Here is a 19,267-nt window from a genome sequence, read left to right as displayed (position 1 = left end):
CACTACGGCTTCGTATGCTCCGCCTTCTTGTACAAATACACGCAGTCGAAATCCTCCGACTGCGGTGTGTCGCGATCGCCCGCGGTGCCGAGATGGCCGACGAAATAGTCCTTCACGGTGCGGGCGGCGCGATTGGTCAGAAGCTGCTTGTAGAGCCACGGGTCCTCGGCGTCGCGGACGCCGTGCTGGTCCATCAGCGCGCGTTTCGGCTCGTCCGCGAGGCCGACGTACCAGTTCGCAAACGTCGGATCGAACTCCTTGATGTAGGCCAGGAACTCGTACTTCACCTGCTGCACGCTGAACACCATGGTCAGCGCCCCAGCCGCGCCTGCATCAGCGGCGCGTTCCAGTACACCGGATGCTGCGCGGCGATGCGGTCGATCAGATGCTGGTTGAATTTCCAGGCGGCGCGTGACGTCTCGGTAATCTCGGCCACCGCCGGTCGCGAGAATTCCTCGTGTTTCACCACCGCGACGGCAGCCGCACGATCGACCAGCGCAAGCAGGCTGTCGCACGCCGCATCGGCCGATTGCTCATGGGTAAACACCGACAGCCGTAGCAGCGCCTGATCGAAGCCGGTCGGTTGCAGCACGATGGCGAGCGCGGCGCGGCGCGACTTGATGATGACCAGATTTGGAAAGTGCCATTCGGCCGAGACGTAATTGCTGGCGCCGCCGCCGTCGGCATGCGACCGCGCGGTGTCGACCAGCGCCGCGCCGGCAAGCTTCCAGTTGGCGTGAACCTCGCGCCATTGCCCCGCGACACGCAACGCGTTGCGCTCGATCGCGCCTTCCACCGGCGGCAGTTCCGCGGCGGCGCCCCGCGCCGGATCGACGTTGACATAGAGGAACGGCCCCAGCCGTTTGATGCTGATCGGCAGCAGCCGGTCCGGATTGACACCGAGATACTGCCCGGCCTGCGGCGTCATCTCGCCCGACAGCACTGCGCCTTCGATTACGCCGCGGTCGCGGCTGTGGCCGCAGGAGGTGTAGGAGCATTTGGTCTTGCGCCCGGTGCGGCACTGTGCTGGGACCTGACGGCAGCCGCCGTGCTGGGCCTTGTTGAACCGTCCGATCAGCCCGCCTGCGGCCAGCCGCTGGACGTGGATGGCGTGATTGCCGACCGTGTAGGGCAGCAGATCGCCGGAGTCCGGAATCTCGGCGGCCGTCCCGACACAGACCCAGTCGCGCGTCCAGACCTTTTCATTCTCCAGTTCCTGAAACACCAGCGACGAATAGGCTTGGCGGAGCAGCGTGGTGGCGACGCCGAAGCGCGTCCGGCACGATGCGTAAAGATCGGCGCGCAGGAAATCGATGCCGCCGTCGACGAAGCCAAGGTCTGGATGTGCAAGCATGGCCGCCTCGCAAGATGAGAAAGGCGCCCGCCTCGCGGCGGACGCCTTGGTCTATTACTTCCGCGCCTTGTTCATCGGCTGATCGTAGTCGGCACGGCCGCGATGTACGATCGCTTCGGGGCTCGGCGTTGGCAGCGGGCCGTCCTGCATGAAGCGGTTCAGCACATTGCCGACTAGCTTGGAGATGTTGTTGTCGCCGTTGTTCCAGGGCAGCGCGCCGCAGAACGCGATCGACGAGAACGCGAACGAGGCGCCGCCGTTCGGCGTCTCGTGATAGGCGATGTCGGAGCGGACCCGCGGATGCTGGGTGCCGTCGAGGCCCTGCTGGTTGAAGCCGTAGTCTTCCATCACCAGCAGATAGCCTTCGGTGTGGCGGCCGGCCGAGGTCGCGACCACGAGCGTGTGCGGCGGGCTGCCCAGCATGGTGTCGACGATATCGAGTTCGGTGCCGGCGGCACCACCGCCGACGAGGCCGAAATTGCCGAGCTTCTCGTCGTAATCGATGCCCTCGAACGCCCACGCCACGCGGGCGTCGTTGCTCTCCGGCGTACGCGAATAGTAGGTCGAGATGTCGAAGCCTTCCGACGACATGCCGGTGCCGGCGATGGTGTGCAGATAGCGGCCGCGGAACCGCCACATGCCGCCGAGTTCGCCCGTGCCTTGATGATAGTATTCGCCGGGATCGGCACGCCAGGTGCGGATACCGGATTCGCAACGCCGCATCTCGGTGACCACGCCGCGGCCGCGATCGTTGTAGGCCGGGTGATAGGAGTGGACCCAGTACCAGCCGTCGGCGCCCATATACATGAAGCGGCCGCCGCGCTGCATGTAGTTGTGCAGCGCATCGAGCTGCGGGCCACTGTTGTGCTCCGGGTGCGAGCCGGAGATCACGACGTTGTAGTTTTCCAACCGGGCAAGGCCGTCATAGGTGACGTCCTCGTCGGTGATGACATCGTATTCGTAGCCCATCTTCTCGAGCCAGTAGATCATGTGCAGGTCGGCTGGGTATTGCCACGGCGCCTGCGCCAGGAAGTGATCGTATTTCGGCCGGATGCTCAGGATCGGGCGCAGCCGCGACGACAGACACAGGCCACTGCCGTCGGTGTGGGTGTCGTAAATCGAGCCGCCGTATTCGCGGTGCTCCGACAGGAACATGTTCTGCTGCTGCATGATCGGCACGCGATACACCAGCAGCTCCGCGCCGCCGGCGTTGTTGGCGAGATGCTCGTTGGCATAGGCCATGTAGCTGATCGTCGGCACCATGAAGGCGATCTTGGACTGCTCCTGACCGACGCGTGGCACCACCCAGAACGGGATGTAGTCCTCGTCGCCGTCCTTCGAGGTCAGCTTCGCCGCGTAGAACTTGCTGCTGGTGCCTTCGGGGACGGTCCACTCGAAGCTGGTCTGCCAGCGTGCGTCGTCGATGTCGTCGTCGTGGAAGTGGATCGCGCCGTATTGCTCGGGCGCCGACTTCCAATCGAACACCTGACCCTGCCAGTTGTAGCCGGTCATCGCCCGGGTCGGGCAATTGACGATGGTGAGGTCGAAGAGATACGGGCCCTTGTCCTTGCCAATGATGGTGTTGATGCCGTCGGAGAATTCCCAGGCGGCGACGATGGTCTCGGACAGTTTGCCGGTCGGGCCGGAGTTGCGGCGTTCGGACAGGCCCGGCTGCGCGCCCTGCTTCATCGTCTCGATCTCGAGCCGGGTCAGCGCCTTGCTGGAAATCCGCGGGCTGTCGATCTTGCCATTATAATGGCCCTTGATCAGGATGCCGGGCGGCACCGAGGCCTTGGCGACCGGCGCATCCGTGATGCTACCGCAATAGCCCGCGACCACGGTCGGCGTGCCAGGCGTATAGGCGAGCTTGGTGGCAAGCTTTTTGGTGACCGGCGGGATTTCCGGATCGAGCGCGTAGACCACCTGTGGCTCGTGATACAGCGTCGCCTCGCCGGTCGCGGCGTCGAAGCTGGCGGCGACGAAGTGCCAGGCGTGGTCGCGCACCGGCGCGCCGGTGGTGATGACCTGATCGTTAATTCGGAGTTCGATGCAGCCGTCTTCGTTGAGGAACAGGCCGTAGCCCTTGCCGTCGAGCCACTTGGTCACCAGGCCCTGGGCGCCGTGCTTCCAGTATTTCGGATGCGTCTTCGGCGTGGTCGGCCAGATCCAGCATTGCAGCGTAACGCTTTCAACCTGGAACTGCGGCTTGTCGACGATGAAACCGTAGGAGCCCGAATAGATCTCCTGTTTCGCACCCTTGTAGGTGCCGTTGAAGTCCGCCTTGATCGGCTCCTCGATGAAGCCGGGGCCGCGCGGATTGGTGTCGCCGTGGATCATCTTGACGAGTTCGGCCTGATACTCGGCGGGGCCGTCGCAATTGACGAAGAACTTGATGGTGTTGCCGGGGTGCACGCTGAACTTGTCGGCGTATCCGGTAATCTTCATCCAACTCATGGCAGCTTCCTCGAAGGGGTGCGAGCGCCTGACGGCGGTGTGCGAAGGATCAGGTGACGGTCCAGAAATCGTCGCGGCGCTTCCAGCCTTCGCGGAAGTGCTCGGGGAAGCCGTCGGTCTCGGCGAATTCGTCGAGCCGCATCACGAAGATGTCGTGCTGCGGGTCCTGCTCGTTATCGTAGACCTTGTCGGTGACGAACTCCGGCGGCACGCCGCGGATGCCGCTGAGCCGCGCGATCCGCCACTCTTTCTCGACCTTGGTGCAGACAACCACGAGCTTGCCCTTGGCGGGCGCGGCGCGCATCCGCAGCAGCACACGGTTGAGCTGGAAGTCTTCATGGATGCCGCCGGTGACCGTCGTCGTGTCGCCCGGCGTGGCGCATTTCAGCACGCTGTTGCCGGCGACGCCCTTCATCGAGTCGATGCACTCCTTGTGCACCTTCATCATCCGCTCGGCGTCGGCGGTGTTCTTGCGAGGAATGGGAATCATCGTAATCCTCCTGTGTGCGGTTGTTGCTTGATCAGATCGTCAGATGCTTGTGGATCAGCGCGTCGTCGAGATCGCCGATCGCGCCGGTGGCGACGACGCGGCCATTGTCGATCATCAGGAAATCATCGCCGAGCCGGCGCGCGACCTTGATGTGCTGCTCGGTAAGCAGCAGCGTGATGCCGAGCTCCTTGTTCAGCATCATCAGGGTTTCGCCGATCTCGTGGACGATGTTGGGCTGAATGCCTTCGGTCGGCTCGTCCAGCAGCAACACCTTGGGATCGACTGCGAGCGCGCGCGCGATCGCGAGCTGCTGCTTCTGGCCCCCGGAGAGCAGCCCGGCGCGACGGTCGAGATTGGCTTTCAGATATGGAAACAGCCGCAGGCAGATCTCCGGGATCTGGCCGTCGCTGTCCGGCCGCGCGAAGGTGCCGAGCAGGATGTTCTCGCGCACGGTGAATTCCGACAGGATGCCGCGGCCCTGCGGCACATAGCCGATGCCGAGCTTGGCGCGATCGTAGGTCTGCGCCGCGCTGATGTCCGCGCCATTGATGGCGATCGCGCCGGTGGAACGATCGGTCAGCCCCATGATGGTGCGCATCAAGGTGGTCTTGCCGACGCCGTTGCGGCCGAGCACGCACAGGCACTTGCCCTCCTCGAGACCGAACGAGAACTGCTTCAGGATCGGCGTCTTGCCGTAATACGAAGTGACGTTGTCCATCGCGAGCAGCATGATCAGGCCTCCGCGTCGCCGAGATAGACTTCGCGGACGCGCGCATTCGCCTCGATCTCCGCGATCGGCCCGTGCGCCAGCAGGGTGCCCATGTGCATCACGGTGACGACGTCGGCGATCTCGCGCACGAACGCCATGTCGTGCTCGACCACCACCAGCGTGTTGGTCGCCTTCAGGCCCTTGAAGATCTGCACCGTCTTCTCGATCTCGGCCTCGGTCATGCCGGCGACCGGCTCGTCGAGCAGCAGCAGCCGCGGGTCCTGCATCAGCACCATGCCGATCTCGAGCCACTGGGTCTCGCCGTGAGAGAGAATGCCGGCCTCGGTGCCGAGGCGCTCAGACAGGCCCGCGAGCGCCGCCACCTCGTCGAGCTTCTGCGCGAAGCCGGACGAGCGAAACCGGAACATGTTCTTGATGGGGCTGGTGCTCTTGCTGTAGGCGACTTCGAGATTCTGCCGCACGGTGAGATCGCGAAACACCGCGGGCACCTGAAATTTGCGGCCGATACCACGGCGCGCGATCTCGTGCTCGTCGAGCCCGGTGATGTCGTCGTTGCAGAACAGAATCTGCCCGGAGGTCGGCTTCTGTCGCCCGGTGATCAGGTCCATCGTGGTGGTCTTGCCGGCGCCGTTCGGCCCGACCAGGCAGCACAGCGTCGCCTCGACGATCTCGATGCTGAAATCGTTGATCACCTTCGTGGTATCGAAGCTCTTGCTGAGATTTCGGATTTCGAGAAAGCTCATCGTCGCCCCCTCATTCGCCGGGTTGCGGAACGAGGCGCGACGCAGCGACCCCGTTGCCGTCGTCACGATCGTGCCGCCGCGACAGCTTGCCGAGCGCGCTCTCGACCAGGCCGGCAAGCCCCTTCGGCAGGAAGCGCACCACCAGGATGAAGAAGCCGCCGAGCACCAGCAGCCAGGTGTTGAGGAAGGTGTCGCCGAGATAGCTCTGCGCGCCCTGGATCAGGAACGCGCCGACGATTGCGCCGAGCAGCGACAGCCGCCCGCCGATGCCGGCCCAGATCACCATCGACAGGCTGAAGGTGGTGTCGAACTGCGACGGCGAGACGTACTGCGTCAGCATCACCCAGCAGCAGCCGGCGACCGCGGCGATGAAGCCGGCAATGGTGTAGACCAGCGTCTCGTAGCCGGCGACGTTGTAGCCGAGAAACCGCACCCGCTCCGCATCGCCGCGCACCGCCTGCACCACCAGGCCGAAGCGGCTCAGCGTCATCAGCTTGGCGGCGATCGTCGCGACCGCCAGCAACACCAGCACGGTCCAGTAGGCCGCCGGGCTGTACGGATCGACGACGATGTCCCCGAGCTTAAGCGGCGACGGCGGCGTGATTCCGTTGGCGCCGTTGGTATAGGGCTGGACGTCGAGGATCAGCGTGTACCACGCGCTCAGCATCGCCAGCGTCATAATGGCGAAGAATGGGCCGGAAACGCGGGCGCGAAACATCAGGCCGCCGAAGATGGCGCAGAACAGCGTCGGCACGATCAGCGACAGGATGATGCCGAGCGTGGTGTTGCGGAACGGCTCCCAGAACATCGGCAGATGATCGAGGCTGTTGTTGAGCATGAACGGCGGCAGCGGGTTGGCCGCGTCCTGCGTCTGCATCTGCATGGTCATCGCCATGCCGTAGGCAGCGAGCCCGAACGGAATGCCCTGCCCCAGATTGAGGATGCCGCCGAAGCCCCAGCACAGGCTGATCGACAGCGCCAGCAGCCCGAACACCCCATAGGTGGCGAACTGGTTCAGCAGGAAGGAGTCGCTGACTAGCATCGGCACCACCGCGAGCGCCGCGAAGAACACCGCATAGGCCAGCCACTGCGCCTTGACGTTGTGATAGATGTTCATTGTCGCCTCGCTGATCGCTCGAAGGGGCTAACGTCGCTTGGCCGATGGTGCGAACAGGCCCTGCGGTCGAATACGCAGGAACACGACGATCAGCACGTACAGAACGAAACGGGCGAAGGTGTCGTTGGTGAAATAGGCGAAGATCGACTGCAGCTCGCCCGTCGCTCCGCCGGCGATCACGCTGCCGGCCAGCGTGCCGCCGCCGACCACGACCACCAGAAATGCCTGGACTACGTAGCCGGTGCCCATTGTCGGCAGCACGATGTTGAGGACGCCGAACAGCGAGCCGGCGATGCCGGCCAGCCCGGCGCCGATCGCGAAGGTCAGCATGTAGACGCGGTCGGAGTTGATGCCGAACGACGCCGCCATCTCCTTGTCCTGCATCACGGCGCGGACCTGCACGCCAAACCGGGTGCGGTAGAACAGCGCCCACAGCGCCACCACCAGCGCGATGGTGATGCCGAGCACGATGACGCGAAAGGCGGAGATGTTGACGAAGCCGAGCTGGAAATTGCTGGTGAAGATCGGCGGCACCGCGAGATATTTTGGATCGCTGCCGAAGATCAGCCGCACGCCCTGCATCAGCACCAGCGACACGCCGAAGGTCGCCAGCAGCGTGTCGAGCGGGCGCTTGTAGAGATAGCGGATCAGCCCGCGTTCCAGGATCAGCCCGACCAAAGCGACGATCACGAATGCTGCCGGCACGCACAGGAAGAATGGCAGTCCGAAATAGTTCTGCAGCATGTAGGAGCTGTAGGCGCCGAGCATGATGAACTCGCCATGCGCCATGTTGATGACGCCGGCAGTGCCGTAGATGATGGTCAGGCCGAGCGCCGCGATCAGCCAGATGCTGGCGATCGAGACGCCGAGGATCAGCGCGTTGATGAAGGCGTTCCAGTCGAACGAGCCAAAGAACGATCCAACGGCCATTTTCGCTCCAGGTCATGCGGCAGGGTTCGGCGAAGGCGGGATCGCCGTCGCGCGTTGTCGGAGGAAGCGGTGAGAGCAGGCAGAGCCCGGTCGTCCCCGCTATCAGCGCGGATCGAACGCTGGCTGACCGTCGTCAGATCACGCTCTTGCGTAGCTTGCCGTCCGGTCCCTTAAGGCCGTCGGCGGTGCATTTGCCGATGTCCGGATAGATCGAGTACGGGTCCGGGGCGACCTGCTCCTCGGCGGCCTTGACGATCTTGAAGCTGCCGTCGGCCTGGCACTGGCCGATCTTTGGCTTCAGCCAGGTGTTGAAGTTCTGATCGTCGATCCAGATCAGCCCCTCGGGCGAGATGTTGTCCTCGACCTTCACGCCGCCGGAGTGATCGCGGATCGCGCGGGGCGTGACACCTTCAACGCCGACCGCCGCGATGGTCTTCTCGAGCCCGGCCTTGAACACATAGGCGGAGAGATAGGTCTCCTCCATGTTGTAATGGGTGGTGCCGTTCTTGCCGTACTTGCTCTTGAGGAACCCCTCGACGAATTTGTGGTTGGTCGGGTTGTCCAGCGCCTGGAAATACGGGGCAGAGAGGAAGTGGCCGGCACCGAATTCGTTGCCCATCGCGCGCGTCTCGATCTCACCGGTGGTGAGCGAGGCGATCGGCATCGAGTCGACCTTGAAGCCTTCCTGCTTGAACTGCTTGTGGAACGCGATGTCGGACGCACCCACCACGGTCGAAAAGATGAAATTCGGCTTGGCGTCGCGGATCTTGTTCAGCACCGGGCCGAATTCGGAGCTGCCGAGCGGGATGTACTCTTCGCCGAGCAACTCGCCGCCGGCCTTCTCCAGCCAGATCTTGGCGTTCTTGTTGGATTCCTTCGGCCACACGTAGTTGGAGCCGACGAAGAACACCTTCTTGCCGAACTGCTGGACCATGTAGGGAATGAGGTCCTTGGAATGCTGGTTCGCCAACGGGCCGGTGCAGATGGTGTTCTGCGTGCATTCGGCGCCTTCGTAGCAGGTCGGATAGTAGAGTAGATGATCCTGCGCCATCACGGTCGGCAGGATCGCCTTGCGGCTCGCCGAAGTGTAGCAGCCGAAGATCGACACCACCTTGTTGCGCAGGATCAGTTCCTTGGTCTTCTCGGAATAGACCTTGAAATCCGACTTGGCGTCGACGATCACCGGCTCGATCGGCATGCCGGCGATGCCGCCGGCCTTGTTGATCTCGTCGATCGCGTATTGCATCACCAGGGTGGAGTCTTCCTCGGGCACGGCGAGGCCACCGGACAGCGAGAACAGCAACCCGACCTTGATCGGCTCACCTTTCTTGATCCACGACTGGGCGCCCCACGCCTGGTCGATTGTCCGCACGAAAGCGTAGGGAGCCGCGATAGCCGCACCCGCCCCGAGCGCAGTAGTTTTCAGAAATGATCGCCGACTAGTTCGCATTCGATCCCCTCCAGGAGGTGTTTTCTCACCACGAAATCTAGTTTCCGGACGATATCGAAGGGCGATCCATTCTCAAGAGTTAACTTTATGCACTGAGAGTCAACACTTTCGGCGGGCTTCGATGAATGCCGCGCCATGGTGTCGGCGCAGAGAACGAGCGTTCTGCTGATGCGCAGTGAATTAGCAAGGAACTGATAAGTCGGAAGGCACTCGCGCTTCGTGCTTATGCAGATGAACCGATTTCACCATTCGCGCGGCGAGCAGCGCTTGCTGGCGAGCGCAGGCGCGATTTGTCCGACGTTCCGTTAAAGCTGTCGCGAGAGTTCGCTCAAATCCGCCTCGTCCCGCTTCTCCGCCCGGGATTGATCGGTTGAAACCGCGCCTGCGTGCGGGATATTGATGAACCAACAGCCTCGTTTGATAAGGAATTTCCCCGCAATGAAGAAGAGCGAAGCCAAGCCGGCCGAGCCGGGCCGCGGCTCACCCGACTATCGCACCGGGTCGAGCGCGCCGCAGGACGGCGAGCGCAGCCTCGAGCGTGCCCTCGGCGCCAAGATCCGCGCGATCCGCCGTGAGCGGGACCTCTCGGTCTCGGACCTCTCCGGCGCCTCGAAGATCTCGGCCGGCATGTTGTCGAAGATCGAAAACGGCCAGATTTCGCCGTCTTTATCGACGTTGCAGTCCATCGCCGGCGCCCTGAACGTGCCGCTCAGCCTGCTGTTCGCCGCTTCGGAGCAACGGCGCGACTGCTCCTTCGTGCGCGCCAAACAGGGCGTGGCGATCGAGCGCCGAGGCTCGAAGGCCGGCCACCACTATCAGCTGCTCGGCCACGTCATCGGCGGCGACGTCGTGGTCGAGCCCTATCTCATCTCGCTGCAGGAAGGCGCCACCACCTACACCGCCTTCCAGCACGCTGGCATGGAGTTCATCTACATGCTGACAGGAGAGGTGATCTATCGCCACGGCGACAATTCCTATCGGCTGCGCCCCGGTGACTCCATGCTGTTCGATTCAGGCGCCCTTCACGGCCCGGAAACGTTGGTGAAACTGCCGATGACCTATTTGTCGATCATCGTTTATCCGCGAAGCTGACGGCCGTCTTGGTGAACGTCGGCCGCCGCGCCCGGCTTCAGGGGAAGACGGCAAGCCGCCTTGGCGACTCTATCCGGGGCGCGGGGAACAAAGCCTGCGCCACCAATTCGGGCGGACTGGCTAATTTCTTATCAGGAAACTTACGTTCTCCAGAGTTGACGAACTGATTTGTCCGTGAATATGCTGACTCCAACAACGGAGTCAGCGCATGTGCGGAATCGTCGGACTTTTCCTCAAGAACAGGGCGCTCGAGCCGCAACTCGGCGCGATGCTGTCGAAAATGCTGGTGACGATGTCGGCGCGCGGCCCGGACAGCGCCGGCGTCGCGGTGTACGGCGCCGGCAGCACCGATGAGGTCAAGCTGACGTTGCGCGCCGAGGACGTCGGCGCCACCGACGCGCTGGCGCAAGAATTTTCGGCCGCGCTGGGGCGCCCGGTCGATCTCACCGTTCGCGCTAACCACATCGTGGCGCGGCTGCCGCGCGACGCCGAAGCCAAGGCGCTGCAATGGGTCAAGGCCAACGCCGGCAAGGTGCAGCTCGTCAGCGTCGGCACCCATATGGAGATCTACAAAGACGTCGGCCTGCCGGAGCACGTCGTCAACGAATTCGCGCTGCCGTCGATGAGCGGCAGCCACGGCATCGGCCACACCCGCATGGCGACCGAGTCGGCGGTGACCATCAACGGCGCGCATCCGTTCTCGACCGGCGAGGATCAGTGCCTGGTGCACAACGGCTCGCTGTCCAACCACAACAGCATCCGCCGGACGCTGGTACGCGAGGGCATGAGCTTCGCGACGCAGAACGACTCGGAGGTCGCCGCCGGCTACCTGACCTGGCGGATGAATCAGGGCGACAGCCTGAAGCAGTCGCTGACCTCCAGCCTGAAGGATCTCGACGGCTTCTTCACTTTCGTGGTGGGCACCCGCGACGGCTTCGCCGTGCTGCGCGATCCGATCGCCTGCAAGCCCGCCATCATGGCCGAATCCGACGACTACGTCGCGTTCGGCTCCGAATATCGCGCGCTGTCGGTGCTGCCCGCGATCGAGAAGGCCCGGGTGTTCGAGCCCGAGCCCGCCACCGTCTATGCCTGGGAACGTTCGTAATGCCGACCTGTGACCTCGCCGTCAGCTCCGTGCGCGAGCTGAACGCAGCGCTCCATCGCCTCACGCCGGACACCAACCAGACCGCGTGGGAAATCGACAACCCGCAAGGCAAGCACGCCATCGGCGCCGGCCTCAACGTGCCGATCGAAGTCGATATCAAGGGCCATGTCGGCTACTACTGCGCCGGCATGAACAAATACGCCAGCGTGCGGATTCACGGCAATGCCGGCACCGGCGTCGCCGAGAACATGATGTCCGGCACCGTGCATGTGATGGGCGACGCCAGCCAATCCGCCGGCGCCACCGGCCGCGGCGGCCTCTTGATCATCGACGGCGACGCCTCGGCGCGCTGCGGCATTTCGATGAAGGGCATCGACATTCTGGTCAAAGGTTCGATCGGCTCGATGAGCGCCTTCATGGCGCAGGCCGGCAACCTCGTGGTGCTGGGCAATGCCGGCGAAGCGCTGGGCGACTCGATCTACGAAGCGACGATCTTCGTCCGCGGTCAGGTCAAGAGCCTCGGCGCCGACTGCATCGAAAAGCCGATGGAAGAAACCGACCGCGAGCGGCTCGCCGCGCTACTCGGCCGCGCCGGGCTCGACGACGCCAAGGTCGACGACTTCCGGATGTATGGATCCGCGCGCACACTCTACCACTTCCACGTCGACAACGCCGCCTCCTACTGACGGGGACTTTTGATGTCTGCATCTCCTCCACGCACGACCCCGCGGGTTTCGGCGACGTTCGATCCCTACACCATCTCCGAAATCCAGCGCGCCGCGGCGACCGGCATCTACGACATCCGCGGCGGCGGATCGAAGCGGCGGCTGCCGCATTTCGATGACCTGCTGTTTCTCGGCGCCTCGATGTCGCGCTATCCGCTCGAAGGCTATCGCGAGAAGTGCGGCACCGGCGTCGTGCTCGGCAGCCGCTTCGCCAAGAAGCCGATCGAACTGAAGATCCCCGTCACCATCGCCGGCATGAGCTTCGGCTCGCTGTCGGGCGCCGCGAAGGAAGCGCTGGGCCGCGGCGCCACGCTGGCCGGCACCAGTACCACCACCGGCGACGGCGGCATGACCGAAGAAGAGCGCGGTCACTCGCAGACGCTGATCTATCAGTACCTGCCGTCGCGCTACGGCATGAACCCGGACGATCTGCGCCGCGCCGATGCGATCGAGATCGTGATCGGCCAGGGCGCCAAGCCCGGCGGCGGCGGCATGCTGCTCGGCCAGAAGATCTCCGAACGCGTCGGCCACATGCGCACGCTGCCGGCCGGCATCGATCAGCGCTCGGCCTCGCGCCATCCGGACTGGACCGGCCCCGACGATCTCGAAATCAAGATCGAGGAGTTGCGCGAGATCACCGACTGGGAGAAGCCGATCTATGTGAAGGTCGGCGCCTCCAGGCCGTATTACGACACGGCGCTGGCGGTGAAGTCCGGCGCCGACGTGATCGTGATCGACGGCATGCAGGGCGGCACCGCCGCCACTCAGGAAGTGTTCATCGAGAACGTCGGCATCCCGACGCTCGCGGCGATCCGCCCGGCGGTCGAGGCGCTGCAGGATCTCGGCATGCACCGCAAGGTGCAGCTGATCGTCTCCGGCGGTATCCGCAACGGCGCCGACATCGCCAAGGCGCTCGCGCTCGGCGCCGACGCGGTGGCGATCGGCACCGCCGCGCTGATCGCGCTCGGCGACAACAGCCCGGCTCTGGAAAAGGATTACGAAGCACTCGGCACCCATGCGGGCGCCTATGACGACTGGCACGAGGGCCGCGACCCGGCCGGCATCACCACACAGGACCCCGAGCTGGCGCGCCGGCTCGACCCGATCCTCGCCGGCCGGCGCCTCGCGAACTATCTGTCGGTGCTGACGCTGGAGACGCAGACAATCGCGCGTGCCTGCGGCAAGAGCCACGTTCACAATCTCGAGCCCGAAGACCTCGTCGCCCTGACGGTCGAAGCGGCTGCGATCGCGCGCGTGCCGCTGGTCGGCACCGACTGGATTCCCGGACAACGTTACTGACGAAGCCTCCCAGCTCAGGATCAAGAGGACTCCATGACCGTCGACCTCGTAGCGGCCGCCAAAGAGAAGAACATCAAGTACTTTCTGATATCCTTCACGGACCTGCTCGGCACCCAGCGCTCCAAGCTGGTGCCGGCAGAAGCGATCGCCACGATGGCCAAGAACGGCGCAGGCTTCGCCGGCTTCGCGACCTGGCTGGACATGACTCCCGCGGACCCCGATCTGTTCGCCATTCCCGATCCCGACAGCCTGATCCAGCTGCCGTGGAAGCCGGAAGTCGGCTGGCTTGCCGCAGATCTGTGGATGAACGGCAAGCCGGTCGACCAGGCGCCGCGCAACCTGCTGAAGAAGCTCAAGGCGAAAGCCGCCGAGAAAGGACTTCAGCTAAAAAGCGGCGTCGAATGTGAGTTCTTCCTGATCGCCGCGGACGGCCAGAGCATCAAGGACGGCGCCGACCGTCAACCCAAGCCCTGCTACGATCAATCGGCCCTGATGCGGCGCTTCGACGTCGTCCGCGAAATCAGCGACGGCATGCTGCAACTCGGCTGGCGCCCCTATCAGACCGACCACGAGGACGCCAACGGCCAGTTCGAGATGAACTGGGACTACGACGACGCACTGGTGACCGCCGATCGCCACGCCTTCTTCAAATACATGGTCAAGTCGATCGCCGAAAAGCACGACATGCGCGCGACCTTCATGCCCAAGCCGTTCTCCAATCTCACCGGCAACGGCTGCCACGTCCACGTCTCGCTGTGGAAGGACGGCAAGAACGCGTTCGAGGATGAAGAGGGCGAACTCGGCGTCTCGCCGCTCGGCTATTACTTCATCGGTGGCATCATCCATTCGGCCGATGCGCTCGCCTCGATCCTCAATCCCACGGTGAACTCTTACAAGCGCATCAACGCGCCGCGCACCACGTCGGGCGCGACCTGGTCACCCAACACCGTGACCTATTCGGGCAACAACCGCACCCACATGATCCGAATCCCCGAAGCGGGACGGTTCGAACTGCGCCTCGCCGACGGCGCCGCCAATCCCTACGCGATGCAGGCCGCCATCCTCGCTGCCGGCCTCGACGGCATCGAGCGTCAGCGCGACCCTGGCAAGCGGCTCGACATCAACATGTATCAGGACGGCCACACGATCGCCGACGCCAAGCGGCTGCCGCTGAACCTGCTCGACGCGCTGCGCGCGCTGGAGGCGTCCGAGCTGCTCAAGACCAGCCTCGGCGAGTACGTGCCCGCCTATCTGAAGCTGAAGCACCAGGAATGGAACGACTTCTCGCGCCACCTCACCGACTGGGAACGCGACATGACGCTGGACTGCTGACGATCTGACGGTCGGCATCGAATACTCGTCCGCCACGTGAATAACGCCGTCATGCCCGGGCTTGTCCCGGGCATCCACGTCTTTGCAGCCAACGTTGAGAAAAGGCGTGGATGGCCGGGACAAGCCCGGCCATGACGACGCGGCGACGGGAGGTCACCGTTCAACGATGCGGCTTGCCAGCAGCTAGGCGGCGCCGCATCGCGTAGTCCGATCGCATAGCCCTACGCCGCCGCCGCCGCTTCCACGCCGCGCTGCCGTTTACGGAACTCGACCGGGGTTTCGCCGACCAGACTCTTGAAGCCGCGCGAGAATGCGCTGGTCTCGCTGTAGCCGAGCTGCAGCGCGATCGATGTCACCGGCACGCTGGTCTCGATCAGCATGCAGCGGGCGATGTCGGAGCGGACGCGATTGCGGATATCCAGATAGTTGGCGCCGTGATCGGCGAGCTTGCGCTGGAACGAGCGCGTGCTCATGCCGAAGTCACCGGCGGCGACCTCGATGTCGGTCGAGACCGAGCGGCACAGCGACGCCGCGATCCAGGCCTCGACCCCGCGCACCAGATCGAGCAGCTTGGCACGCCGCTGCATCGCTTCGGCGAGATCGACGCGTAGCCGCGCGTGGCGGTTGCGATCGGCCCACGGCACCGGCGCCTCCAGCAGCCGGGCGGAGAACAGCAACGCATTGTCGCGACGGCCGAACCGCAGCGGGCAGTCGAAATGCTGCTGATAGAACGGCAGATCGTCGCCCGCGTTGTGTTCGAACTCGACGCCGATCGGGCGCCAGGACCGGCCGAGCAGGCCCTTCAACATCGAGTATTCGATCGCCAGGGAGAAACCGGCATCCTGCTCGCGAAACCGGATCGCCGGATCCTGGATCGCGTAGGACAGCCGCGCGAAGCCGTCGCTCACCGACAAGGTTGTGTGCGTATTCGTCTGCACGCAGGCAAAGAAGCGATTGAAGCTCTCCAGCGCATCGCCGACGGTCTGCGCGCTGTGCACCAGATCGCTGATCGGTCCGAGTGCAGCGAGCCGAAAATCCTTGCCGAGCTCCAGACCGAGCGTGCGGTTGCCGCTTTCATGCGCAGCCGCCTCGAGCATCGAGGTGAACGCGGCCAGCGGCAGCATCTCGGCGGAATCGTCGAGCTTCGCCCGCGGAATGCCCGCACGCGCGTTGATTCCGGTCGATTCCGGCCGAAGCCGGACCAACGCGGACAGAAGTTCCTGCACGGCGCCTGCCGTGATGGTTCCCGATGAAGACATCTCCGACGACTCCAGAGGAAGACGAAGGATCACTAAGCAAGAACTACACCAACGCCGTTTTCGGTCGCCGGCGTCGTGCCCGGCGGAGCGAGGCAAGTCGAGAAGCACAAGAAACAAGAAGCACGGATACGTGCGTGATGCGGCAACGCACAATTCTCCGGACCCGGCGGCGCGAGTAGCTCGGCACTACGCATACGCGTGATCTCCGCTCAGCGTCGCCGAGATTGGCGGCTAGTGTCAATCCTGCTCCCCGCCCGCCGATGCAGCATGGCGGCGAACAGCGTGCTCCACGCACGACACAACAATCAAGGGAAGCAACACCATGAGCCTCGCGGAAGACACCACCTGCTGTCACACCACCTCCGCCGCGCCCATCCCGTCCGTCCTGCACCCGTTGCAGCCGCTCACTCCCGACGAAATCACCCGCGCCGCCGCGATCGTCCAAACCGACCCGCCCTACGGCTCGGCGACGCGGTTCGAGACCATCGAACTGCTGGAGCCGGAAAAGAGCGTCGTTCGCGCGTTCAAGCCCGGCATGCCGATCGCCCGCAGTGCTCGCGTCAATGTCTTCAGCGCCGACAAGATCGGCGTGACACGGCTGTCCGTCTCGCTCGACAGCGGCAAGATCCTTTCGCGCCAGGAGTTTCCGACCGCGCGGCCGATGATCCAGCTCGAGCAATTCCTCGCCATCGAGGGCTACGTCCGCGCCCATCCCGACTTCATCGCCGGCTGCGCGAAGCGCGGCATTACCGACATGACCACGGTCTGCGTCGATCCATGGTCGGCCGGCAATTTCTCGATCCCCGGCGAGGACGGCCGGCACCTGTGCCACGTGTTCGCCTGGCAGCGGCTGCGCGAAAACGAGAACTTCTACGCGCATCCGATCGAGGGCCTCAACGCGGTGATCGACCTTAAGACCTGGGAGGTGATCCGCGTCGACGATTACGGCGTGATCCCGATCCCGACCATCGAGGCCAATTACGAGCGCCAGTTCGTCGAGAAACCGCGCGCGCCGCTGAAGCCGATCAACGTCACCCAGCCCGAGGGCGTCAGCTTCAAGATCGAGGGCCGGCATCTGGTCTGGGACAAGTGGTCGTTGGTGGTCGGCTTCAATGCCCGCGAGGCGCTGACGCTGCACGACATCAAGTATGATGGCCGTTCGGTGGCGCATCGCGCCTCGCTGGTCGAGATGGTTGTCCCCTATGGCAGCCCGGACAACGGCCATTTCCGCAAGAACGTGTTCGACGTCGGCGAATACGGCATCGGCAAGCTGGCCAATTCGCTCAGCCTCGGCTGCGACTGCCTCGGCGCGATCGAGTATCTCGACGTCCACCTCAACACCATGACCGGCGATGTGCTGACGATCGAGAAGGCGATCTGCATCCACGAGGAGGATTCCGGCCTGTTGTGGAAGCACTGGGACTTCCGCACCGACCGCGCCGAAGTCCGCCGCGCCCGCAAGCTGGTGGTGTCGACGATCTGCACCGTCGGCAACTACGAATACGCCCTGTACTGGTACTTCCACATCGACGGCGCGATCGAATTCGAGATGAAGGCGACCGGCATCATCAACACCGCCGCCTGCATTCCGGGCAAGCCGGGCAAATACGCCCGCGAGGTGCTGCCCGGCGTGGTCGGCCACATCCACCAACACATCTTCTGCGCCCGCCTCGACATGGAGGTCGACGGCGCGCAGAACAGCGTCGTCGAGTGCAACACCTATGCGGAGCCGGCCGGCCCGGAGAATCCCTACGGCAACGCGTTCTACGAGGCCGAGACCGTGCTCGACACCGAGAGCAAGGCGGCACGTCGCGCCGATGCGTCCTCGCATCGCTACTGGAAGGTCGTCAACCCGAACAAGCTCAACTACGCCGGCACGCCGGTCGGCTACAAGCTCGACGCAATGAACTGCGTCACGCCGTTCGTCAGCCCGGCGTCGCCGTCCGGCACGCGGGCGGCATTCACCCAGAACCACGTCTGGGTGACGGCGTTCGATCCCGAGGAGCGCTTCCCCGCCGGCGACTACATGAACCATTCGGACGGCAGCGGCGGCTTGCCGGCCTTCATCAAGCAGGACCGGCCGATCCAGAACACCGACATCGTGCTGTGGCACGTGTTCGGCCTGCACCATCCGGTGCGGCTGGAGGACTTCCCGGTGCAGCCGTGCATCTCCACCGGCTTCAAGCTGGTGCCGCACGGCTTCTTCGACGGCAACCCGTGCATCGACCTGCCGCCCGAAGTGAACGCCGCCAGCTGCTGCGCCAACGCGACCAAGGCGTGAGGGCATTAATTGCGGCGCTTGAGTGAGCGCGACAAATGCCAAGGTCGTCATGCCCGGCCTTGTGCCGGGCATCCACGCCTTCGGACTGTGATGCGAAGTAACGCGTGGATGGCCGGGACGAGCCCGGCCATGACGGTGCAAATCACATCCGTCAATTGCTAACGCGGCTTCAGTCGGATGCGGTGAGCGACACAAGATGATCACCACCGGACTCCCTTTTATCGGCGGCGCTGTGCTCGGACTCGCCGGCAGCCTGCATTGCGCCGGGCTGTGTGGTGGCATCGCGTCGTCGCTGCTGCTGGCGACATCCTCACCGGACGCAGCCGCATCCGGCAGGGCCGCGACGCTGCTGCGGATCCAGCTCGGCCGCGCGCTCAGCTACACGCTGTTCGGTGCGGCCGTGGGCGCCGGCGGCGCGGCCTTCGGCGGACTGGTGACGCTCGCCGGCTTTCAGCCCGCGATGCGGATCGCCGCCGCCTGCGCGTTGGCGTGGACGGGTCTGTCGGTCGCCGGCCTCGTGCCCGGCTTCAGGGTCATCGACCGTGTTCTGGCTGTCGCATCGACGATGCGCGGGCGTTCGACGATACGGCGGCTCTCGCTGCCGCCGTCCTTCGCACTCGGCATCGCCTGGGGCTTCGCGCCCTGCGGCATGGTCTATGCGGCGCTGCTCAATGCGATGCTCAGCGGATCGTCCGTGGCGGGCGCCGAGTTCATGGCCGGCTTCGGCCTGGCGACGATTCCCGCCGTCGCCGCCGCGGCGTTCGGCGTCACGACGCTGGCAGGCGCACGGGTCTCGCGGCGCGACTTCCGCAGCGCGCTCGGCGCCGCGCTGGTCGCGCTCGGTGCCGCGAGCATGATCGAGCCGGCGATGACGCTGACCACCCTCTGCCTCGGCTGACGACTCGA

17 protein-coding genes are annotated in these 19,267 nt (G+C 64.5%); 7 read left to right on the top strand and 10 right to left on the bottom strand.

From position 1 onward, the window contains the following. Positions 1-2 precede the first annotated feature (2 nt). The 9 genes from ACFFJ6_RS03185 to ACFFJ6_RS03145 all read right to left on the bottom strand — a co-directional run bounded on the left by ACFFJ6_RS03185 (position 3) and on the right by ACFFJ6_RS03145 (position 9,268). The gene (locus ACFFJ6_RS03185) at positions 3-308 is read right to left on the bottom strand and encodes a hypothetical protein (protein WP_378384282.1); all 306 of its coding nucleotides are present in this window, start codon (positions 306-308) and stop codon (positions 3-5) included. 2 nt (positions 309-310) lie between these two features. Further along, on the bottom strand, positions 311-1,354 hold the full coding sequence (locus ACFFJ6_RS03180; RefSeq protein WP_378384280.1) for a hypothetical protein: 1,044 nt from the start codon (positions 1,352-1,354) through the stop codon (positions 311-313). A 54-nt stretch (positions 1,355-1,408) separates the two neighbouring features. Beyond that, entirely contained in the window at positions 1,409-3,808 is a 2,400-nt protein-coding gene (locus ACFFJ6_RS03175) for a N,N-dimethylformamidase beta subunit family domain-containing protein (RefSeq protein ID WP_378384278.1), read from the bottom strand. 49 nt (positions 3,809-3,857) lie between these two features. After that, positions 3,858-4,298 carry a N,N-dimethylformamidase alpha subunit family protein gene (locus ACFFJ6_RS03170; RefSeq protein WP_378384276.1) on the bottom strand — a complete coding sequence of 147 codons (441 nt, stop codon included), beginning with the start codon at positions 4,296-4,298 and terminating at the stop codon, positions 3,858-3,860. A 31-nt stretch (positions 4,299-4,329) separates the two neighbouring features. Then, on the bottom strand, positions 4,330-5,028 hold the full coding sequence (gene urtE / locus ACFFJ6_RS03165; RefSeq protein WP_378384274.1) for an urea ABC transporter ATP-binding subunit UrtE: 699 nt from the start codon (positions 5,026-5,028) through the stop codon (positions 4,330-4,332). A 2-nt stretch (positions 5,029-5,030) separates the two neighbouring features. Beyond that, a complete protein-coding gene (urtD, locus tag ACFFJ6_RS03160) occupies positions 5,031-5,771 on the bottom strand; it encodes an urea ABC transporter ATP-binding protein UrtD (protein ID WP_378384272.1) in 741 nt (246 codons plus the stop codon). 10 nt (positions 5,772-5,781) lie between these two features. Next, complete coding sequence (gene urtC, locus ACFFJ6_RS03155) at positions 5,782-6,888, bottom strand: urea ABC transporter permease subunit UrtC (RefSeq protein WP_378384270.1); 1,107 nt, start codon at positions 6,886-6,888, stop codon at positions 5,782-5,784. Positions 6,889-6,915: 27 nt separating this feature from the next. Continuing rightward, positions 6,916-7,818 (bottom strand): urea ABC transporter permease subunit UrtB, encoded by a 903-nt coding sequence (gene urtB / locus ACFFJ6_RS03150; protein WP_378384266.1) that lies wholly within the window; start codon positions 7,816-7,818, stop codon positions 6,916-6,918. Positions 7,819-7,951: 133 nt separating this feature from the next. Next, entirely contained in the window at positions 7,952-9,268 is a 1,317-nt protein-coding gene (locus ACFFJ6_RS03145; protein ID WP_378384263.1) for a transporter substrate-binding domain-containing protein, read from the bottom strand. A gap of 438 nt (positions 9,269-9,706) precedes the next feature. On the opposite strand from ACFFJ6_RS03145, the gene ACFFJ6_RS03140 reads away from it, so the two are divergent. From ACFFJ6_RS03140 to glnT, 5 genes are all read left to right on the top strand, one after another. Beyond that, positions 9,707-10,360 carry a helix-turn-helix domain-containing protein gene (locus ACFFJ6_RS03140; RefSeq protein WP_378384261.1) on the top strand — a complete coding sequence of 218 codons (654 nt, stop codon included), beginning with the start codon at positions 9,707-9,709 and terminating at the stop codon, positions 10,358-10,360. A 208-nt stretch (positions 10,361-10,568) separates the two neighbouring features. Next, entirely contained in the window at positions 10,569-11,465 is an 897-nt protein-coding gene (locus ACFFJ6_RS03135; RefSeq protein ID WP_378384258.1) for a class II glutamine amidotransferase, read from the top strand. Then, positions 11,465-12,151 (top strand): GltB/FmdC/FwdC-like GXGXG domain-containing protein, encoded by a 687-nt coding sequence (locus tag ACFFJ6_RS03130; protein WP_378384255.1) that lies wholly within the window; start codon positions 11,465-11,467, stop codon positions 12,149-12,151. The genes ACFFJ6_RS03135 and ACFFJ6_RS03130 overlap by 1 nt, the downstream gene beginning before the upstream one ends. A 12-nt stretch (positions 12,152-12,163) precedes the next feature. After that, positions 12,164-13,489: an FMN-binding glutamate synthase family protein gene (locus ACFFJ6_RS03125; protein WP_378384252.1), complete on the top strand. Its 1,326-nt coding sequence runs from the start codon at positions 12,164-12,166 to the stop codon at positions 13,487-13,489. A gap of 33 nt (positions 13,490-13,522) precedes the next feature. After that, on the top strand, positions 13,523-14,821 hold the full coding sequence (glnT, locus tag ACFFJ6_RS03120; RefSeq protein WP_378384250.1) for a type III glutamate--ammonia ligase: 1,299 nt from the start codon (positions 13,523-13,525) through the stop codon (positions 14,819-14,821). A 221-nt stretch (positions 14,822-15,042) separates the two neighbouring features. Here the strand turns inward: glnT and qhpR are convergent, their stop codons facing one another. Then, complete coding sequence (qhpR, locus tag ACFFJ6_RS03115) at positions 15,043-16,080, bottom strand: AraC-like transcriptional regulator QhpR (RefSeq protein ID WP_378384247.1); 1,038 nt, start codon at positions 16,078-16,080, stop codon at positions 15,043-15,045. Positions 16,081-16,402: 322 nt separating this feature from the next. Between qhpR and ACFFJ6_RS03110 the strand changes: the two genes are divergently transcribed. Together ACFFJ6_RS03110 and ACFFJ6_RS03105 are read left to right on the top strand one after the other, a co-directional pair. Next, positions 16,403-18,361 (top strand): primary-amine oxidase, encoded by a 1,959-nt coding sequence (locus ACFFJ6_RS03110; RefSeq protein WP_378384245.1) that lies wholly within the window; start codon positions 16,403-16,405, stop codon positions 18,359-18,361. 196 nt (positions 18,362-18,557) lie between these two features. Next, positions 18,558-19,259, top strand: coding sequence for a sulfite exporter TauE/SafE family protein (locus tag ACFFJ6_RS03105; RefSeq protein ID WP_378384242.1), 702 nt, complete (start codon positions 18,558-18,560; stop codon positions 19,257-19,259). Positions 19,260-19,267: the final 8 nt, after the last annotated feature.

This window comes from Rhodopseudomonas telluris (assembly GCF_042432815.1).
Lineage (GTDB): Bacteria > Pseudomonadota > Alphaproteobacteria > Rhizobiales > Xanthobacteraceae > Rhodopseudomonas > Rhodopseudomonas telluris.
Note: the sequence above shows the minus strand (reverse complement) of the source record. Positions and strands in the feature narration are given on the sequence as shown.